The sequence below is a fragment of the Amycolatopsis balhimycina FH 1894 genome (assembly GCF_000384295.1).
Classification (GTDB): Bacteria; Actinomycetota; Actinomycetes; order Mycobacteriales; family Pseudonocardiaceae; genus Amycolatopsis; species Amycolatopsis balhimycina.
The window spans coordinates 166,457-187,654 of sequence record NZ_KB913037.1; the positions used below are offsets into that span (position 1 = coordinate 166,457).

Here is a 21,198-nt window from a genome sequence, read left to right on the forward strand (position 1 = left end):
CGATCGGGAGCGAGACGATGACCAACTCGGAGAGCCAGTACATCGAGGCGCTGCGGTCCTCGCTGAAGGAAAACGAGAGGCTGCGCCGGCAGAACGAAGAGCTGCTCGCGGCCTCCGCCGACGAGCCGATCGCGGTGGTCGGCATCGGCTGCCGCTACCCCGGCGGGGTCGGCACACCCGAAGAGTTCTGGTCAGTGCTGGCCGAGGGCCGGGACGTGATCGCCGGGTTCCCGGCCGACCGCGGCTGGGACCTGGCCGCGCTCGGCGCGGGCGCCAGCGCCACCGACGGCGGCGGTTTCCTCGACGGCCTCGGCGAGTTCGACGCCGGCTTCTTCCGGATTTCGCCGCGCGAAGCGGTCACCATGGACCCGCAGCAGCGGGTGCTGCTGGAGACCACCTGGGAGGCGATCGAACGCGCCGGGCTGGACCCCGCCACGCTCAAGGACAGCCGGACCGGCGTGTTCGTCGGCACCACCGGCCAGGACTACGCCAACCTGGTCATCGCCGGACGCGCCGACCAGCGCGTGCTGGCCAGCACCGGCACCGCCGCCAGCGTGCTCTCCGGCCGGCTGTCCTACGCGCTCGGCCTGGCCGGCCCCGCGCTGACCGTGGACACCGCCTGCTCCTCCTCGCTGGTCGCGCTGCACCTGGCCGCCACCGCGCTGCGCAACGACGAATGCTCGCTGGCCCTGGCCGGCGGCGTCACCGCGCTCTGCACGCCCAACCCGTTCATCGAGTTCACCCAGCAGGGCGGGCTGTCGGCGGACGGCCGCTGCAAGGCCTACGCCGAGACCGCGGACGGCACCGGCTGGTCGGAAGGCGCCGGCGTGCTGGTGCTGGAGCGGCTGTCCGACGCCCGCCGCCACGGCCACCCGGTGCTGGCCCTGCTGCGCGGCAGCGCGATCAACTCCGACGGCGCGTCCAACGGGCTCACCGCCCCCAACGGACCGGCCCAGCAACGGGTCATCCGCCAGGCGCTGGCCGCGTCCGGACTGTCCACATCGGACGTCGATGTCGTCGAGGGGCACGGCACCGGGACCACGCTGGGCGACCCGATCGAAGCCCAGGCGGTGCTCGCCACCTACGGCCAGGACCGGGAGACCCCGCTGTGGCTGGGCTCGGTCAAGTCGAACTTCGGTCACACGCAGGCCGCCGCCGGGGTGGCCGGCGTGATCAAGGTCGTGCTGGCGATGCGGGAGAACCTGCTGCCGCGCAGCCTGCACGCCGAGCAGCCGTCGTCCCACGTGGACTGGAGCACGGGATCGGTCGCGCTGCTCACCGAGGCCACGCCGTGGCCGCGCACCGGGAAGCCACGCCGGGCCGGGGTGTCCTCGTTCGGGATGAGCGGCACCAACGCCCACCTGATCGTCGAGGAAGCCCCGCCCGCACCGGCCGAGCCGGAGCCGGCCGCGGCCGGTGAGCCGGTCGCCGTGCCCTGGCTGCTGTCCGGCCGCACGGATGCCGCCCTGCGTGACCAGGCCGCCGCGCTCGAGCACGCGTCGGCCACCCGCGAGGCCGATCCGGCCGACGTGGCGTTCTCGCTGGCCACCACCCGCACCACCCTGGACTGCCGGGCGGTCGTCGTCGGCACCACCCCGGACGAGCTGCTGGCCGGCGTGCGCTCGGTGCGCGAGGGCACGGCGGCCGCGGGCGTGGTGCTCGGCCGGCCCGGCAGCGGCGGCGGGCGCGGCGTGGTGTTCGTGTTCCCCGGCCAGGGCTCGCAGTGGGCGGGCATGGGCGCGGAACTGCTGACGCAATCACCGGTCTTCGCCCGCCGGATCGCCGAGTGCGAGGCGGCCCTGCGGCCGTTCACCGAGTTCTCCGTCACCGAAGTCCTGCGGGGCGGCCCGGCGGCCTTGGACCGGGTCGAGGTGGTCCAGCCGGTGCTGTGGGCCGTGCTGGTTTCGCTCGCCGAGGTCTGGCGCGCGCACGGCGTGCAGCCGGCCGCCGTGGTCGGTCACTCGCAGGGCGAGATCGCCGCCGCCTGCGTCGCCGGCGCCCTGTCCCTCGAGGACGGTGCCCGGGTCGTCGCGTTGCGCAGCAAGGCGATCGCCGAGCACCTGGCCGGGTACGGCGGCATGGTCTCGGTCACCGCGTCCGAGGCCGACGTCGAGGCCCGCCTGGACCGCTGGTCCGGCCGGGTGTCCGTGGCCGCCGTCAACGGGCCCGGCAGCGTCGTGGTCTCCGGCGACGTGGACGCGCTGGAGGAGTTCGTGGCCGCCTGCGCCGAGGACGGCCTGCGGGCCAAGACCGTGCCGGTGGACTACGCCTCCCACTCCGTCCACGTCGAAAAGATCCACCAGGAGCTGCTGTCCACGTTGGCCGTGGTCTCCCCGCGCACACCGGAGATCCCGTTCCTGTCCACGCTGACCGGCCGGTGGGTGGAGCCCGGCACGCTGGACGCCGCCTACTGGTACGGCAACCTGCGTCACCCGGTCCGGCTGGAACCGGCCGTGCGCGAGCTGCTGACGCACGGCAACGACGTGTTCGTCGAGGTCAGCCCGCACCCCGTGCTGGCCATGAGCATCCAGGACACCATCGAGGCCGCCGGCGCCGACGCCGGCGTGCTCGGCACCCTGCGCCGGGACGACGGCGGCCGCACCCGGCTGCTCACCTCACTGGCCGAGGCCCACGTCCGCGGCGTGCCGGTGGACTGGGCCGCGTGCTGCGCGACCGGCCGCCGCATCGACCTGCCCACCTACGCCTTCCAGCGGCAGCGCTACTGGATCGAACCCGGCGACCGCATCGCCGACGCCGCCGACCTCGGGCTGAGCCCGGCCGCGCACCCGTTGCTGGGGGCCGGCCTCGAGCTGGCCGGCTCCGGCGGCACGGTGCTCACCGGGCGGCTGTCCGCGGCCACGCGGCCCTGGCTGGCCGAGCACCGCGTGCTCGGCACGATCACCGTGCCCGACGCCGTGTTCCTGGAGTGGGCCGGGCAGGCCGGCGACCGGGCCGGCTGCGGCACCGTCACCCACCTCACCGTCACCCGGCCGCTGGTCCTGGCCGAGGACGAGGCGGTCCAGGTCCAGGTCACCCTGGGCGCACCCGGCGAGGACGGGACGCGCCCGGTCACCGTGCACAGCCGCCCCGGCGACGGCGAAGACTGGCGGGAGCACGCCACCGGCACCCTGGCCGCTCACCGCCCGCTGCCCGGGGCACCGGCCGAGTGGCCGCCCGCCCAGGCCACCGAACTCGACGTCGAGGAGCTCTACCAGGCACTGGACCGGAGCGGGCTGCAGCACGGCCCCGGCTTCGCCGCGCTCACCGCGGCCTGGCGCACCGGCACCGGGCTGTGCGCGGAACTCACCCTGCCCGCCGAGTCCGCGAAGGTCACCGGCTACGCCCTGCACCCGGCGCTGACCCAGGCCGCCGCCGCACTGGGACTGGCCGGGCTCGCCCCCGCCGACGGCCCGGTGCTGCCGGCCCGCTGGCAGGGGGTGTCGGTGTACGCCGAGGGCGCGACCGCGCTGCGGTTGCACGTCACCCCGGCGGGCCCGGACGCCGTCTCGCTGCTCGCCCTGGACGCCACCGGCGCTCCGGTGGCCAGCGTGGATTCCGTGTCGTGGCAGGCGTTCCCGGCCGAGTGGTTCGCCCCGGCCGGGCACGGGCACCGGGACGCGCTGTTCACCGTCGACTGGGTCGAACCGGCGTTGCCCGGCGGTGCGCCGGACACCGAGGGCTGGGTCGTGCTCGGGGACGAGCCGCTCGGTGGCATCCCGGCCCGCGCCGGCGGGGTGGCCGGCCTGGACCGGGAGCAGCCGCCCGCGGTGGTGCTGCTGCCGATCGGCTGCGAGACCACGGACGGCGGGCTGGCGGCGTCGGCGCGCCACGCCGTTTCCCGGGCGCTGCGCGAGGTCCGCGCCTGGCTGGCCGCCGGGTACCCGGACGGCTCCCGGCTGGTGCTGCTCACCCGCGGGGCCATCGGCACCCGGCCCGGCGAACCGCTCGACGGCCTGGCCGGCGCCGGGATCTGGGGCCTGTTGCGCTCGGCCCAGACCGAAAACCCCGGCCAGTTCACCCTGATCGACACCGACGGCGAACCCGGCCCGGGTGTGCTGGCCGCCGCCCTGCGGTCGGGCGAACCGCAGCTCGCGGTGCGCGAGGGCGTCGTACGGGTGCCGCGGCTGGCGAGGCCCGAAGCGGCCGGGCGGCCCGGCTGGACCTGGAGCGGCACCGGCACCGTGCTGATCACCGGCGGCACCGGCACCCTGGGCGGCGCGCTGGCCCGGCACCTGGTCACCGAGCACGGGGTGCGGCACCTGCTGCTGACGAGCCGCCGCGGCCCGGACGCCCCCGGCGCCGAGCAGACCCGTGTGGAGCTGGCCGGGCTGGGTGCCGAAGTCACCGTGGCCGCGTGCGACGCCGCCGACCGCGACCAGCTGGCCGCCCTGCTGGCCGCCATCCCGGCGGAGCACCCGCTGCGCGGGGTGGTGCACCTGGCCGGTGTGCTGGACGACGGCGTGCTCACCGGCCTCACCGAGGACCGGCTCGCCGCCGTGCTGCGGCCCAAGGTGGCCGCCGCGGTCAACCTGCACGAGCTGACCCGGGACGTGGAGCTGGACGCCTTCCTGCTGTTCTCCGGCTTCGCCGGCATCCTCGGCAACGGTGGGCAGGCCGCCTACGCCGCGGCCAACACCTTCCTGGACGCACTGGCCCAGCACCGGCGCGCGCTCGGCCTGCCCGGCACGGCGCTGGCTTGGAGCCTGTGGGAGCAGCGCAGCGGCATGACCGGAGCGCTGGACGAGGCCGACCTCGCCCGGCTGCGCCGCGAGGGCATCGTGCCGATCGGCACCGAGACCGGGATGGACCTGCTGGACGCCGCGGCCGGGCTGGCCGGGCCGCTGCTGGTGCCTGCGCCGCTGAACCTGCGCACGATGGCCGGCCGCGCGGTGCCGCCATTGCTGCGCGACCTGGTCCCGGCCGGCCGCCGCGCCGCCGGCAACGCCGTGGGTGCGAGCGACGGCCCGGGCTTGGCCAGGCGGCTGGCCGGGCTCAGCGCGGGGGAGCAGGACAACCTGCTGGTGGACCTGGTGTGCCGGGGCACCGCGGCCGTGCTGGGCCACGGCGCGGACGAGAAGATCGACCGCAATCGCGGCTTCCTCGAACTCGGCATGACGTCGCTGACCGGGGTGGAGCTGCGCAACCGGCTCACCACCGAGACCGGCCTGCGGCTGCCGACGTCGATGATCTTCGACTTCACCACGCCCGCCGTGCTGGCCGCGCACCTGCGCGCGGAACTGGGCCTCGACGGGGAGGGCCCGGCCATCCTGGCCGATCTGGACCACCTGGAAGCGACCCTGTTCACCTCGGAGTTCGACCGGGAGACCCGGGCTCGCCTGCTCAAGCGGCTGGCCGCCCTGCAGTGGCGGCTCGAGGACGGCTTCACCGACGTCCCGGAAGCGGACCCGGACGACGCCGGCTCGCTCGACGCGGCGACCGACGCCGAGATGTTCGCGCTGATCAACTCCGAGCTCGGCCTGGACTGAGCACCGCGGCACGACCGGAGACCGCCCGTGGCGTCAGGCCGCGGGCGGTTTCGCGTTCACCGAGCCCCGGGGGCGGTGAGAATTAGCAGCTTCCTGGTTGCCGGCAGGCAACTCTGGACCCATGGCGAGCAACGAGGACAAGCTCCGTGACTACCTCAAGCTGGTCACCAACGACCTGCGGCAGGCCCGGCAACGGCTGAAGGCCGCCGAGGCCCGGGACCACGAGCCCATCGCCGTGGTCGGCATGGCCTGCCGGTATGCGGGGGGCATCGACTCGCCGGAGGACCTGTGGCGAGCCCTCGACGACGGCGAGGACGCCATCGGGCCGTTTCCCGTCGATCGCGGCTGGGACGTGGCGGCCCTGTACCACCCGGACCCCGACCACCCCGGTACCACCTACGTGCGCGAGGGTGGCTTCCTGCGCGAGGCCGCCGGTTTCGACGCGGGCTTCTTCGGCATCTCGCCGCGCGAGGCGCTGGCCATGGATCCGCAGCAGCGGCTGCTGCTCGAGGTCGCCTGGGAGGCGATCGAACGAGCCGGGATCGACCCGGCCGGCCTGCACGGCACCGACACCGGCACGTTCGTCGGCGCTGTGCACCTCAACTACGGCACCGGGATCCCGCTGCCGCCGGAGGCCGAGGGCCACCGGCTGACCGGGACCACTTCGAGCGTGATCTCCGGCCGGGTGGCCTACCTGCTCGGCCTGCAGGGCCCCGCCGTCACGGTCGACACCGCGTGCTCGTCGTCGCTGGTGGCCCTGCACCTGGCCGCCCAGGCCCTGCGCGGTGGCGAGTGTTCGCTGGCGCTGGCCGCCGGGGTCACCGTCATGCCCAACCCGGCCGTGTTCGTCGAGTTCTCCCGGCAGCGCGGCATGTCCCCGGACGCCCGGTGCAAGGCGTTCGCCGACGCCGCCGACGGCATGGTGTGGGGCGAGGGGGTCGGGGTGCTGCTGGTCGAGCGGCTCTCCGACGCCGTCCGCCACGGCCACCAGGTGCTCGGGCTGGTCCGCGGCTCCGCGGTCAACTCCGACGGCGCGTCCAGCGGCCTCACCGCCCCCAACGGTCCCTCCCAGCAGCGGGTCATCCAGGCCGCGCTGGAGAACGCCCGGGTCGCCCCGGACACCGTGGACGCGGTCGAGGGCCACGGGACCGGCACCACCCTCGGCGACCCCATCGAGGCGCAGGCCCTGCTCGCCACCTACGGACGGCAGCGCCCGGCCGGGCGGCCGCTGCTGCTCGGCTCGGTCAAGTCGAACATCGGCCACACCCAGGCCGCCGCCGGCGTGGCGGGCGTGATCAAGATGCTGCTGGCCATGCGGCACGGCCGGGTGCCGCGCACCCTGCACGTGGACCGGCCCTCCACCCAGGTGGACTGGTCCGCCGGCACGGTGCAGGTGCTGTCCGAAGCGGCCCCGTGGCCGGAGTCCGACCACCGGCGCCGCGCCGGGGTGTCCTCCTTCGGCATCAGCGGCACCAACGCGCACATCATCCTGGAACAGGCTCCGGAACCCGAGGACGTCCCGGAGCCCGGGCGGATCGCGCCGCCGGTCGTCCCGTGGCTGCTGTCCGCCCGCAGCCCGGAAGCGTTGCGCGCCCAGGCCGCCCGGCTGGCCGAAACCGCCGGCGGCAACGACTTGGACTCGGCTTTCGCCCTGGCCACCACCCGGACCGCGTTCGAACACCGGGTCGCGGTGCTCGGCCCGGACCGCGCCGCCGCCCTGCGCGTCCTGGCCGGCGGCGAACCCGATCCGGCCGTGCTGAGCGGGACCGCCCTGGCCGGCCGGACGGCGTTCCTGTTCTCCGGCCAGGGATCGCAGCGGCTGGGCATGGGCCGGGAGCTGCACGCGCGGTTCCCCGTGTTCGCCGAAGCCTTCGACGAGGTGGCCGCGGAACTCGACCGGCACGCCGCCCGCCCGCTGCGCGAGATCGTCTGGGGCGAGGACGCGGCCGCGCTGGAGGACACCGGCGGGGCCCAGCCCGCCCTGTTCGCCCTGGAGGTCGCGCTCTACCGGCTGGCCGGGTCCTGGGGCCTGCGGCCGGACTTCCTGGCCGGCCACTCCATCGGCGAAATCGCCGCCGCCCACGTGGCCGGCGTGCTCGACCTGGCCGACGCCGCCACCCTCGTGTCGGCCCGGGCCCGGCTGATGGCCGCGTTGCCGGCCGGGGGAGCGATGCTCGCGGTCCGCGCGACCGAGGAGGCCGTCGCCCCGCTGCTGTCCGACCGGATGTCGGTGGCCGCGGTCAACGGCCCCGGGTCGGTGGTGCTCTCCGGCGCCGGGGACGCGGTGGCCGAAGCCGCGAAGACCCTGGTCGCGCAAGGAATCCGCGTGAAGCGGCTCAGCGTGAGCCACGCCTTCCACTCGCCGCTGATGGCGCCCATGCTGGCGAGCTTCGCCGAAGCCGTCGCGGGGCTGCGGTTCGGCGAGCCCACCCTGCCCCTGGTGTCCACCCTGACCGGGGCGCCGGCGGCCGCGGCCGACCTGCGCAGCGCCGGCTACTGGGTGCGGCACGTCCGGGAGGCCGTCCGATTCGCCGACGCGGTCCGCGCCCTGCACGAGGCCGGCGTGACCCGCTTCGTCGAGCTCGGGCCGGCCGGTGTGCTGGCCGCCGCGGTCGCGGACTGCCTGCCGGACGACGGCCACACGGCGGTTCCGCTGCTGCGCAAGGACCGTCCGGAACCGGAGGCCGTCGGCGCCGCGCTGGCCGCCCTGCACGTGCGAGGCGTGCCGGTGGACTGGCGGGCGTGGTTCGCCGGGTCCGGCGCGCGCCCGGTCCCGCTGCCCACCTACGCCTTCCAGCACCAGCGCTTCTGGCCGGAGAAACCGGCGGGTGGCGTCGGCGACCTGGGCGCGGCCGGGCTGGACCGGGCCGGGCACCCGCTGCTCGGCGCGGCCGTGGTGCTGGCCGACGACTCCGGCGCGATCTTCACCGGACGGCTGTCCGTGCGCACCCACCCCTGGCTGGCCGACCACGTGGCGGGGGACCGGATCGTGTTCCCCGGCACGGGTTTCGTCGAGCTTGCCGTGCGCGCCGCCGACGAGGTGGGCCGGAACCGGGTGGCCGAGCTGACCCTGGCCGCACCGCTGGTGCTGCCCGAGCACGACGCGGTGCAGCTGCAGGTCGTGGTGGCCGCGGCCGAGGACGGCGAGAGCCACACCCTGACCGTGCACTCCCGCCCCGCCGGCGAACCGGACGCCCCCTGGACCCCGCACGCCACCGGCGTGCTGACCTCGGATGCGTCCGAAGTGGACACCGGCTTCGCGGCCACCTGGCCGCCGCCGGGCGCGCAGCCCTGCGAACTCGAGGGCTTCTACGACTGGTTCGCCGACCACGGTTTCCACTACGGCCCGGTGTTCCGGGGCGTGCGGGCCGCTTGGCGGGACGACGACACGGTGTACGCGGAAATCGCGTTGCCCGAAGACCTCGAGCCGGACGGCTTCGGCCTGCACCCGGCCCTGCTGGACGGGGCCGTGCAGGCCCCCGGGGTGGCGCAGCGTGGTGGCGGGATGGCGGCCAGCATGCCGTTCTCCTGGAGCGGCGTCACCCTGCACGCGGCAGGCGCGTCGGAGCTGCGGGTGCGCGTCACCCGGCCCGAGCCGCGCACGATGGCGATCCTGGCCGCCGACCCGGCCGGCGCGCCGGTGGTCTCGGTGGATTCGCTCGTGCTGCGGGAAATTCCCGGCGAAGCCCCGGTGGCCGGCCGCAACTCCCTGTTCGACCTGACCTGGACCCCGGTGGACCTGCCGGCGGCCGGTCCCGACCCTGCCGTCGTCGAGCTGACCGGTGCGGACGGCCCCGAGGCGGTGCGGGCCTTGGTCGCGCGGGCGCTGAGCGCCGCGCAGGAATGGCTGGCCGCCGAAGAGCCCGAAGGACCGCTGGTGTTCCGCACCCGCGGCGCCGTGGACGGCCGCGACCTGGCCGCCGCCGCGGTCTGGGGCCTGATCCGCACCGCCCAGACCGAACACCCCGGCCGCTTCGTCCTGCTCGACCTGGATCCCGGCGACGAGGCGGGCGATCCCGCCGAGCTGACCGCCCGGGCCGCCGCCGGCGACGAACCGCAACTGGCCGTGCGGGACGGCCGGTCGTGCGCGGCCCGCCTCGACCGGATGCCCCCGCCGCCGCGGACCGTGCCGGTCGAGGGCCCGGTGCTGATCACCGGGGGCACCACCGGGCTCGGCGCGGAACTGGCCCGCCATCTGGTCACCGGGCACCGCGTCCGGCGGGTGGTGCTGGCCGGCCGCCGCGGCCCGGACACCCCGGGCGTGGCCGGGCTGATCGCCGAACTGGAAGCCACCGATTCCCCCGAGCCGGTCACGGTCACCGCGGTGGCCTGCGACGTCACCGACCGCGAGGCCGTGCGGGCCTTGCTGGCCGAGCACGCTCCGGCCACCGTCGTGCACGCCGCCGGAGTGCTGGACGACGGCGTGCTGACCACGCTGACCGCCGAGCAGCTGGACCGGGTGCTGCGGGTCAAGGTGGACGCCGCCTGGCACCTGCACGAGACCCTGCCCGAGACCACCCCGCTGGTGCTGTTCTCCTCCGTCGCCGGGGTCTTCGGCGGCGCGGGCCAGGGCAACTACGCCGCGGGGAACGCCTACCTCGACGCCCTCGCCCGGCAGCGGCACGCCCTCGGCCGGCCCGGCGTCGCGCTGGCCTGGGGCGCCTGGGTGCCCACGGCCGGGATGACGGCCACCCTCACCGAGGCCGACCGGGAGCGGCTGACCCGGCAGGGGCTGCCGCCGATGACCGCGGAGCAGGGCCTGGCGCTGTTCGACGCCGCACTGGGCACCGGCGCGCCGGTGGTGCTGCCGGCCCGGCTGGACCTGGCCGCGATCCGGGCGGCCGGAGCCGTGCCGCGGCTGCTGCGCGGCCTGGTGCGCCCCGGCCGCCGCGCCGCGGGCCGGGCAGCCGCCGGCGGTGAGCTGGCCCGGCGGCTGGCCGGGATGTCCGCCGGCGAGCGCGCCGAGCACGTGCTGCGGCTGGTCCGCGGCGCGGTCGCGACCGTGCTCGGTTACGCCGGAGCCGCCGCCGTCGACCCCGCCCGCACCTTCAGCGACCTCGGCTTCGACTCGCTGACCGCGGTCGACCTGCGCAACCGGCTGGGTGCCGCGACCGGGGTCCGGCTCCCCGCCACCCTGGTCTTCGACCACCCGACCGGGCACGCCTTGACCGGTTACCTGATCTCCGAACTGCTGGACTCGGGTCCGGTCACCACCGTCCCGGCGCGGACCACGGCCGGGGCCGACGAGCCGATCGCCATCGTCGGCATGAGCTGCCGCTACCCCGGCGGGGTGGCCTCCCCGGAAGACCTGTGGCGGCTGGTCAGCGAGGGCGTGGACGCGATCTCCGACTTCCCGGCCGACCGGGGCTGGGACACCGCCGCGCTCTACCACCCGGACCCGGCCCACCCCGGCACCAGCTACACCCGCTCCGGCGGCTTCCTGCACGACGCCGGGGAATTCGACGCGGCCCTGTTCCGGATGAGCCCCCGCGAGGCCCTCGCGACCGACGCCCAGCAGCGGCTGCTGCTGGAGGCGTCCTGGGAGGCGTTCGAGCGGGCCGGCATCGACCCGACCTCACTGCACGGCAGCCGCACCGGCGTGTTCGCCGGCGTCATGTACAACGACTACTCCAGCCTGCTGGACGGCCGCGGCTTCGAGGGCTTCCGCGGGAACGGCAGCTCGCCGAGCATCGCCTCCGGCCGGGTCGCCTACACCTTCGGCCTGGAGGGCCCGGCCCTGACCGTCGACACGGCGTGCTCGTCCTCGCTCGTCGCCCTGCACCTGGCCGTGCAGGCGCTGCGCACCGGCGAATGCTCGCTGGCGCTGGCCGGCGGTGTCACCGTGCTGTCCACCCCGCACGTGTTCGTCGAGTTCTCCCGGCAGCGCGGCATGGCCCCGGACGGCCGCTGCAAGGCCTACGGCGACGGCGCGGACGGGGTCGGCTGGGCCGAGGGTGCCGGCATGCTCGTGGTGGAGCGGCTGTCCGACGCCCGCCGCCACGGTCACCCGGTGCTCGCGCTCGTCCGCGGCAGCGCGGTCAACTCCGACGGCGCGTCCAACGGCCTCACCGCCCCCAACGGTCCCTCCCAGCAGCGGGTGATCACCGACGCGCTGGCGTCCGCCGGACTGTCCACATCGGACGTCGACGCGGTCGAGGGGCACGGGACCGGGACCACGTTGGGCGACCCGATCGAGGCCCAGGCCCTGCTGGCCACCTACGGCCGGAACCGGGAGACCCCGCTGCTGCTGGGGTCGATCAAGTCCAACATCGGCCACACGCAGGCCGCCGCCGGGGTCGCCGGGATCATCAAGATGGTGCAGGCGATGCAGCACGGCCGGCTGCCGCGCACCCTGCACGCCGGGCAGCCATCGTCCCATGTGGACTGGTCGGCCGGAGCGGTCCGGCTGCTCACCGAGCCCGCCGCGTGGCCGGAGACCGGCCGCCCGCGCCGGGCCGGCGTGTCCAGCTTCGGCGTCAGCGGCACCAACGTGCACACGATCCTCGAGCAGGCGCCGCCCGAGCCCGCCGCCTCGGCGGCCGAGCCGGCCGCGCCCACGGGTCCGGTGCCGTGGGTGCTCTCGGCCCGTTCCGCGGCCGCGTTGCGCGGCCAGGCTGCCCGGCTGGCCGAGGTGGCCGAGGCCGGCCCGCTCGACGTCGGCCACTCCCTGATCACCTCCCGGGCCGCGCTGGAACACCGGGCGGTCGTGCTCGGCACCGGGGCCGCCGAACTCACCGCCGGGCTGCGCGCCCTCGCCGCGGGGGAGCCGGCCGCCCGCACCGTCACCGGCACCGCCGGCGGCGGCAGCACCGTGTTCGCCTTCCCCGGTCAGGGCGCCTACTGGGCCGGGATGGCGGCCGAGCTCCTGGACACCTCGCCGGTGTTCGCCGCGAGCGTGCAGCGCTGCGCCGAGGCGCTGGCTCCGCACGTGGACTGGTCGCTGACCGCGGTGCTGCGCGAGGCGGAAAGCCTCGACCGGCTGGACGTGGCCCAGCCCGCGCTGTGGGCCGTGATGATTTCGCTGGCCGAGGTCTGGCGCGCCCACGGCGTCCGCCCGGCCGCGGTCTTCGGTCACTCCCAGGGCGAGGTGGCCGCGGCCTGCGTCGCCGGTGCGCTGTCCATCGAGGACGGTGCCCGGGTGGTCACCTTGCGCAGCAAGCTGATCGCCGAGGAGCTGTACCGCCGCGGCGGCATGGTCTCGGTGCCGCTGCCGCCCGGGGACGTGCTCGAGCGGCTGGCCCGCTGGGACGGCCGGCTGTCCGTGGCCGCGGTGAACGCGCCCGGCTCGGTGGTCGTCTCCGGTGAGTACGCGGCCCTGGACGAGCTGACCGGAACCTTGGCCGCCGACGGGGTTCAGGCGAAGAAGGTGGCCGGCGACTTCCCCTCCCACTCGGCGCAGGTCGAGCGGGTCCGGGAGCGGATGCTGGCCGGCCTGGCCGGCCTGGCACCGCGCGCCGCCGAGGTGCCGTTCCTGTCCACCGTGACCGGCGACTGGTGCGACACCGCCACGATGGGCCCGCAGTACTGGTACGACAACATGCGCGAGACCGTGCGGATGGCCGACGCCGTCCGGACGCTGGCCGACGCCGGGCACGAGCTGTTCGTCGAGGTCAGCCCGCACCCGGTGCTGGTGGCGGGCATCCGCGAGACGGCGGGCGCGGCGGCCGCGGCGATCGGCACCCTGCGCCGCGGCGAGGGTGGTCCGGACCGGCTGGCCCGCGCCCTGGCCGAGGCCTACGTGCACGGCGCCGCCGTGGACTGGACCCCGTGGTACCCCGGCGGCCGCCGGATCGACCTGCCCACCTACGCCTTCGAACACCGCACCTACTGGCCGGCGCCGAGCGCCGCCCGCACCGACAGCGGCCTGGCCGCGGTCGAGCACCCGCTGCTCACCGGCGTGGTCGAGGTGGCCGGGGGCGGCGGCGAACTGCTGTTCACCGGCCGCGTCGGCACCGCCACCCAGCCCTGGCTGGCCGAGCACGTGATCTTCGGCCGGACCCTGTTCCCCGGAACCGGGTTCGTCGAGCTGGCCATCCGGGCCGGGGACGAGGCCGGTTGCGGCCGGATCGAGGAACTCACCCTGGCCGCGCCGCTGGTGCTGGCCGAGGACGAGCCGGTGCGGATTCAGGTCGCGCTGGGCGCTCCGGACGAGGACGGCCGCCGCACGGTCGGCGTGTTCTCCCGCCCGGCCGGGGATCCGGACGCACCCTGGGCCCGCCACGCCACCGGCACGCTGGCCCCGGACGCCGGACCGGCCGACACGGGTTTCGACGCCACCGACTGGCCGCCCCGCGGCGCGGAGCCGGTCGCCGTCACCGAGCTGTACCGGGCCTTCGCCGGCCAAGGCCTCGGCTACGGGCCGCTGTTCCGCGGCCTGCGGGCGGGCTGGCGCCGCGGTGGCGACCTCTTCGCCGAGGTGGTCCTGCCGGAAACCGCCGAAGGCGACCAGGCGGTCGCGGGCTTCGGCCTGCACCCGGCCCTGTTCGACGCCGCCCTGCACGGTCTCGCGCTGGCCGGGCCGGGGGAGAGCCGGGTGCCGTACTCGTGGGAGGACGTCCGGCTCTCCGCCGCCGGTGCGACCGCGCTGCGGGTCCGGCTGCGTCCGGACGGCGCCGACGCGATGGCGCTGGCACTGGCCGACCCGGCCGGCACCCCGGTCGCCTCGGTCGCCGTGCTGCGGGTCCGTGCCGTCTCCGCCGACCAGCCGGCCGAGACCGGCCCGGCGGACAGCCTGTTCGGCGTGGACTGGACACCGGTCACCCCGGACGGGCCGGCGGTGGACTCCGTCGCCGCGCTGGGTGGCCCGCTGCCCGGCCTCGACGTCCCCGCCCACGCCGGCCTGGCCGCAGTGCGCGAACACGGCGTCACCGGGGTGGTGCTGGCGCCCCTCGCTCCCGGCGACACCCCGGCGGCGGCGCACGCACGCGCCGCCGAAACCCTGGCCCTGCTGCAGGATTGGCTCGCCGAACCGCCGCCGGCCCGGCTGGTCTTCCTGGCCGGGGACGACCTGGCGGGGGCCACCGCGAGCGGCCTGATCCGCTCGGCCCAGTCCGAGCACCCCGGAACCATCGGCCTGATCGAGGTGCCCGGCGACGCCGACCTCACCGGGCTGCTGCCCCAGGCCCTGCGCAGCACCGAGCCCCGGCTGCGGCTGGCCGGCGGCCGCGTGCTGGCCGCCCGGCTCGGCCGCCGCACCCCCGGCGAGGCCGCACCCGGCTGGGACCCGGCGGGCACGGTGCTGATCACCGGCGGCACCGGCGGCCTCGGCACCGTGCTGGCCCGGCACCTGGCCGAGCGGCACGGCGTCCGGCGCCTGGTGCTGGCCGGCCGTCGCGGCCCGGCCGCCGAGGGAGCCACCGAGCTGGTGGCCGCGCTCGGCGCGCTCGGCGCGGACGCCCGGGTCGTCGCCTGCGACCTCACCGAAGGGCCCGCCGTGCACGCACTGGTGGGCGAGCTGGCCGCCGACCCGGAACACCCGCTCACCGCCGTCGTGCACGCCGCCGGCGTCCTCGACGACGGCGTGCTGGCCGCGCTCACGCCGGACCGGCTGGCCACGGTGCTGCGGCCCAAGGCCGACGCCGCCTGGCACCTGCACGAGGCCACCCGGGACCTGGACCTGGCCGCGTTCGTGCTGTTCTCTTCGGCCGCGGGCGTGTTCGGCTCAGCCGGGCAGGGCGCCTACGCCGCCGGCAACGCCTTCCTGGACGCCTTGGCCGAGCACCGCCGCGCCCGGGGCCTGCCCGCCCGCTCGCTGGGCTGGGGCGGCTGGGCGCCGCAAAGCGGGATGACCGCCGCTCTCACCGACGCCGACCGGGAGCGGCTGGCCCGGCTCGGCCTGCCCCTGCTCACCGCCGAGCAGGGCACCGCCCTGTTCGACGCCGCGCTGGCCGTGGACGCCGCCGCCGTGCTGCCGGTCCGGCTGGACCTGCCGGTGATCCGGGCCAGGGGGGACATCCCGCCGTTGCTGCGCGGCCTGATCCGCGCCCCGCGGCGCCGGGCCCTGGCCGTCGCGGCGGCCGAGGACGGCCTGGCCCGCCGGCTGGCCGGACTGCCCGCCGACGACGCGGCCGAGGAAGTCGGCGCGCTGGTCCGGCGGGCCGTTGCCGCCGTGCTGGGCCACGACACCCCGGACGCCGTCGACCCGGACCGCTCGTTCGGCGACCTCGGCTTCGACTCGCTCACCGCGGTCGAGCTGCGCAACCAGCTCGGCGCGGCCACCGGGCTGCGGCTGCCGGCCACGCTGGTCTTCGACTACCCGTCCGCGGCCGCACTGGCCGGCCACCTGCTGGCCGGACTCGTCGGCGGCCGCGCGGCCGCCGTGGGCGTGGAATCCGTGCGCGGCACCGACGCCGACGACCCGATCGTGATCGTCGGCATGGGCTGCCGCTACCCCGGCGGGGTCGGCTCGCCCGAGGACCTGTGGCGGCTGGTGGCCGAGGAGACCGACGCGATCACCGGCTTCCCGACCGACCGCGGCTGGGACCTCGACGCGCTCTACCACCCCGACCGCGACCACGCCGGCACGTCCTACACCCGCTCCGGCGGCTTCCTGCACCAGGCCGCGGAGTTCGACGCGGAGTTCTTCGGCATGAGCCGCCGCGAGGCACTCGCCACCGACGCCCAGCAGCGGCTGCTGCTGGAGGTGTCCTGGGAGGCGCTGGAACGGGCCGGCGTGGACCCGGCCGGGCTGCGCGGCAGCCGGACCGGTGTGTTCACCGGCATCATGTACAGCGACTACGCCGGTCTGCTGGACGGGACCGAGTTCGAGGGCTTCCGCGGCAACGGCAGCGCGGCCAGCGTCGCCTCCGGCCGCGTGGCCTACGTCTTCGGCCTGGAGGGCCCGGCGGTCACCGTGGACACCGCCTGTTCCTCCTCGCTGGTGGCCCTGCACTGGGCCGCGCAGGCCCTGCGCGCCGGTGAGTGTTCGCTGGCGCTGGCCGGCGGGGCGACGGTGATGTCCCGGCCGAGCACGTTCGTCGAGTTCTCCCGCCAGGGCGGCCTCGCCCCGGACGGCCGCTGCAAGTCCTTCGCCGAGGGCGCGGACGGCGTCGGCTGGGCCGAAGGCGTCGGCATGCTGGTGCTGGAGCGCCGCTCCGACGCCGAGCGCAACGGGCACCCGGTGCTGGCCGTGCTGCGCGGCTCCGCGGTCAACTCCGACGGGGCGTCCAACGGGCTCACCGCACCGAACGGTCCTTCGCAGCAGCGGGTGATCCGCCAGGCGCTGGCTTCGGCCGGTCTGTCCACATCGGACGTCGACGTCGTCGAGGGGCACGGCACCGGCACGACGCTGGGGGATCCGATCGAGGCGCAGGCCCTGCTGGCGACCTACGGCGAGGACCGGGAGACCCCACTGCTGCTGGGGTCGATCAAGTCCAACATCGGGCACGCCCAGGCGGCCGCGGGGGTCGCCGGGGTGATCAAGGTGGTGTCCGCGATGCAGCACGGCGTGGTCCCCCGCACCCTGCACGTCGCCGAGCCCTCCAGCCAGGTCGACTGGGCCGGCGGCGCGGTCGACCTCGTGCGGGAACCGGTTCCCTGGCCCGGGACCGGCCGGCCGCGCCGGGCGGCGGTCTCCGCTTTCGGGATCAGCGGCACCAACGCGCACGTCATCCTGGAAGCGCCCGCTCCCGTCGCCGACCGGCCGGGATCGGCGGAGCCCGGGCTCGTGCCGCTGGTGCTCTCGGCCAAGTCCGAGACCGCCGTGCGTGCGCAGGCCGCCCGCCTGCGCGCACACCTGCGCACCGCCGAACCCGGACTGGCCGGGGTCGGCCTGGCGCTGGCCACCACCCGTTCGGTGTTCCGGCACCGCGCCACCGTGCTGGCCGCCGACCGGGCCGAAGCCGTCCGCGCACTGGGCGCGCTGGCCGCGGGCGAACCCGACGCCGCCGTGGTGCGCTCCGGGACCGCGGACGGCCGCACGGCGTTCCTGTTCTCCGGCCAGGGCGCGCAGCGCCTGGGCATGGGCCGCGAGCTGCACACCCGCTTCCCGGTCTTCGCCGCGGCCTTCGACGAGGTCGTGGCCGAACTCGACCGGCACCTCGACGGCCGGCTCACCGAGGTCGTCTGGGGCGGGGACGCGGACCTGCTCGACCGGACCGGCTGGACCCAGCCCGCGCTGTTCGCGGTGGAAGTCGCGCTCTACCGGCTGGTCGTGTCCTGGGGGATCACCCCGCACTACCTGGCCGGGCACTCCATCGGCGAGATCGCCGCCGCGCACGTGGCCGGGATGTTCACCCTGCCCGACGCCTGCCGGCTGGTGGCCGCCCGGGCGCGGCTGATGCAGGCGCTGCCCGCCGGGGGAGCGATGGTCTCGGTCCGGGCGACCGAGGACGAGGTCACCCCGCTGCTGTCCGGGCGGGTCGACATCGCCGCGTACAACGCGCCCGGCACCGTCGTGCTGGCCGGGTCCGAAGAGGCCGTGCTGGCCGTCGCCGGCCGGCTGGCCGAGCGGGGCCGCAAGACCAAGCGGCTGGCGGTGTCGCACGCCTTTCACTCCGCGCTGATGGAGCCGATGCTGGCCGCCTTCGCCGCCGAGATCGCCGGGATCGCCATCGCCGAACCGAGCGTTCCCGTGGTCTGCAACGAAACCGGCGCACTGACCGACACGGCCCGGATGCGCGAGCCCGGCTACTGGGTCGACCACGTGCGCAAGCCCGTGCGGTTCGCCGGCTCGGTCGCCGCGCTGCGCGAGGCCGGGGCCGGGATCTTCCTGGAGATCGGCCCGGACGCCGTGCTCGCCGCGCCGGCCACCGAGTGCCTCGACGGGCGGGCCGCCCTGGTGCTGCCGGTGCAGCGCGCCGGTCAGGGCGAGGTCACCGCCGCGCTCACCGCGCTTGCCGGTCTGCACCAGGCCGGGGCCACCGTGGACTGGCCGGCGTTGTTCGCCGGCGCCCGTCCGGCCGAGCTGCCCACCTATGCCTTCCAGCGCGAGCACTACTGGCCGCCGGTGGCCGGCCGCCGCGGCGACGTCACCGCCGCCGGTCTCGGCACCGCCGGGCATCCGTTGCTGGGCGCGGCCGCTCGCTTCGCCGAGGACGACGGGGTGCTGTTCACCGGCAGGCTGTCCGTCCGCACCCACCCGTGGCTCGCCGACCACGCCGTGTTCGGCCGGATCCTGGTGCCCGGCACCGCGTTCGTCGAGCTGGCGCTGCGCGCCGGGCAGGACTGCGGCTGCGCCGAGGTGGAGGAGCTGGTCCTGGGCGCGCCGCTGGTGCTGCCCGAGCCCGGGGCGGTCCAGCTGCAGCTGCGGGCCGGCCCGGCCGGCGAGGCCGGCCGCCGCACCGTCACCGTGCACGCCCGCCCGGACACCGGCGACGCTCCCTGGACCGAGCACGCGACCGGCACCCTGGTGCCCGGCCAACCGTGGCCCGGCCCCGGTTTCGCCGCCGGGGAGTGGCCGCCGCCGGGAGCGGTGGAGGTGCCGGCCGAGGATTGCTACCCGGCCTTCGCCGAGGCCGGTTTCGGCTACGGACCCGCCTTCCGGAACCTGCGCCGCGTCTGGCGGCGCGACGGCGAGGTGTTCGCCGAGGTCGCGCCGCACGAGACCGGTGCCGATCTGCGGGCCGCGGACTACGGCCTGCACCCGGCTCTGCTGGACGCCGCCCTGCACGCCTCGATGCTCACCGGCGCGGACGAGGTCGCCCGGCTGCCGTTTTCCTGGGAGGGAGTGCGGCTGCACGCCGCCGGGGCCGGCGCTCTCCGTGTCCGCCTCACCCGTGACGAGCAGGACGGGACGATGTCCCTCGCACTGGCCGACCCGGCCGGCGGTCCGGTCGCCGACATCCGCGCCCTGCGGGTCCGGGCGCTGGCCGCCGAGGCACTGGCCGGCTCCGGCACCACCTCGCGTGACGCCCTGTTCCGGCTCGACTGGCCGCCCGTGCCCGCCGGCACCGCCGCGCCCGGATCGGTCGCCGTGCTCGGTGCCGACCCCCTCGGCCTGGCGGAAACGCTGACCGGCCAAGGGGTTCCGGTCACCACCCACCCCGATCTGGCTGCGCTGGCCACCGACGAGACGGCACTCCCGGACCTGGTCCTGGCCACCGCCGTCACCGATGACCCGGCCGCCGTGCACGAGCGGACCGCGGCCACCCTCGCCCTGGTGCAGGACTGGCTGGCGCTGGACCGGCTCGACGGGGCCCGCCTCGTCCTGGTCACCCGGCACGCCGGCACCGGGGGCGACCCGGCCGCGGCCGGGTCCTGGGGGCTGGTCCGCACCGCCCAGTCCGAGCACCCCGGCCGGTTGCGCCTGCTCGACCTGGACGGCCCGGCACCGGCCACCCTGGCCGACGCCCTCGCGACCGACGAGCCGCAGCTGGCCCTGCGCGACGGGGAGCTCAGGGCTGCCCGGCTGGCCCGCGCGGACACCCCCGCGGCCGCCGGTTCCCCGTGGGACCCGGCCGGCACCGTCCTGATCACCGGCGGCACCGGCGGCCTCGGCGGCATCCTGGCCCGGCACCTGGTCACCGAACACGGCGTCCGCAAGCTGCTGCTGCTCAGCCGCCGCGGCCCGGACGCCGAGGGCGCGGCCGGCCTGGTGGCCGGACTCGCCGAGGCCGGCGCCGAGCCGACCGTGCTGGCCTGTGACGTCGCCGACCGCGAAGCGCTGGCCGCGGTGCTGGCCGAGCACCCGGTCACGGCGGTGCTGCACGCCGCCGGCGTGCTGGACGACGGCACCATCGACACGCTCACCCCCGAGCGCCTGGACACCGTGCTGCGCGTCAAAGCGGACGCCGCCCGGCACCTGCACGAACTCACCCGGGACCGGGAGCTGACGGCGTTCGTGCTGTTCTCCTCGGTCGCCGGGGTGTTCGGTGGCGCCGGCCAGGGCAACTACGCCGCGGCGAACGCCTACGTCGACGCGCTGGCCGCGCACCGGCACGCGGCCGGGCTGCCGGCCACCGCGCTGGCGTGGGGCCCGTGGGAGCCGGCGGGCGGCATGACGGGCACCCTGGACGCGGCCGGCCTGGACCGGATCCGCCGCTCCGGCGCCATCCCCCTGACGGCCGAGCAGGGCGTCGCGTTGTTCGACGCGGCACTGGGCCGGCCCGAGCCGGTGCTGCTGCCGGTGTCGCTCGACCTGCCGGGGATCCGTGCCAAGGGCGTGGTCCCGCCGCTGTTGCGCGGACTGGCCGGCGCGCCGGTGCGGCGGGCCGCCACGGCGGCCCTGGAACCGGCCGTCGGGTTGCGGGACGCGCTGGCGGGCAAGACCGCCGAGCAACGGCACGAGATCGTGCTCGAGCTGGTCCGCGGCCAGGCCGCGCTCGTGCTCAGTCACCCCGACCCGGACGGCATCGAGCCGGACCGGCAGTTCCGCGACCTCGGCTTCGACTCGCTGACCGCGGTCGAGTTCCGCAACCGGCTGAGCGCCGCGGCCGACCTGAAGCTGCCGGCGTCGCTGGTGTTCGACCGGCCCACCCCGGCCGAGCTGGCCGGTTACCTGCTCGGCCTGCTGGCCCCGGCCGAAGAGGGCAGTGCGGAAGCGGTGCTGGCCGAACTGGACCGGCTGCAGGAGCTGCTGGCCGGTCTGACCGCCGACGAGGTCCTGCACCAGAAGGTCGCCGGCCGGCTGGACGTGCTCAAGTCCCGCTGGTCCGGCCGGCAGCCGGACGAAGCCGAAGCCCTCGACTACGACACGGCGTCCGACGATGAGCTGTTCTCCCTGCTGGACCAGCAACTCGGCCGGTGACCACCCGGGTGCCCGGGCCGGTGACTT

Annotated in this window: 1 protein-coding gene and 1 pseudogene; both read left to right on the forward strand. The window is 76.4% G+C overall.

Annotated elements, in window-relative coordinates:
• Positions 1 to 50: 50 nt before the first annotated feature.
• Positions 51 to 5,486: pseudogene (locus tag A3CE_RS0100215) on the forward strand (SDR family NAD(P)-dependent oxidoreductase); the annotation flags it as partial.
• Positions 5,487 to 5,607: 121 nt separating this feature from the next.
• Positions 5,608 to 21,171, forward strand: coding sequence for a type I polyketide synthase (locus A3CE_RS57730; RefSeq protein ID WP_020638042.1), 15,564 nt, complete (start codon positions 5,608 to 5,610; stop codon positions 21,169 to 21,171).
• The last annotated feature ends 27 nt before the right edge of the window (positions 21,172 to 21,198 follow it).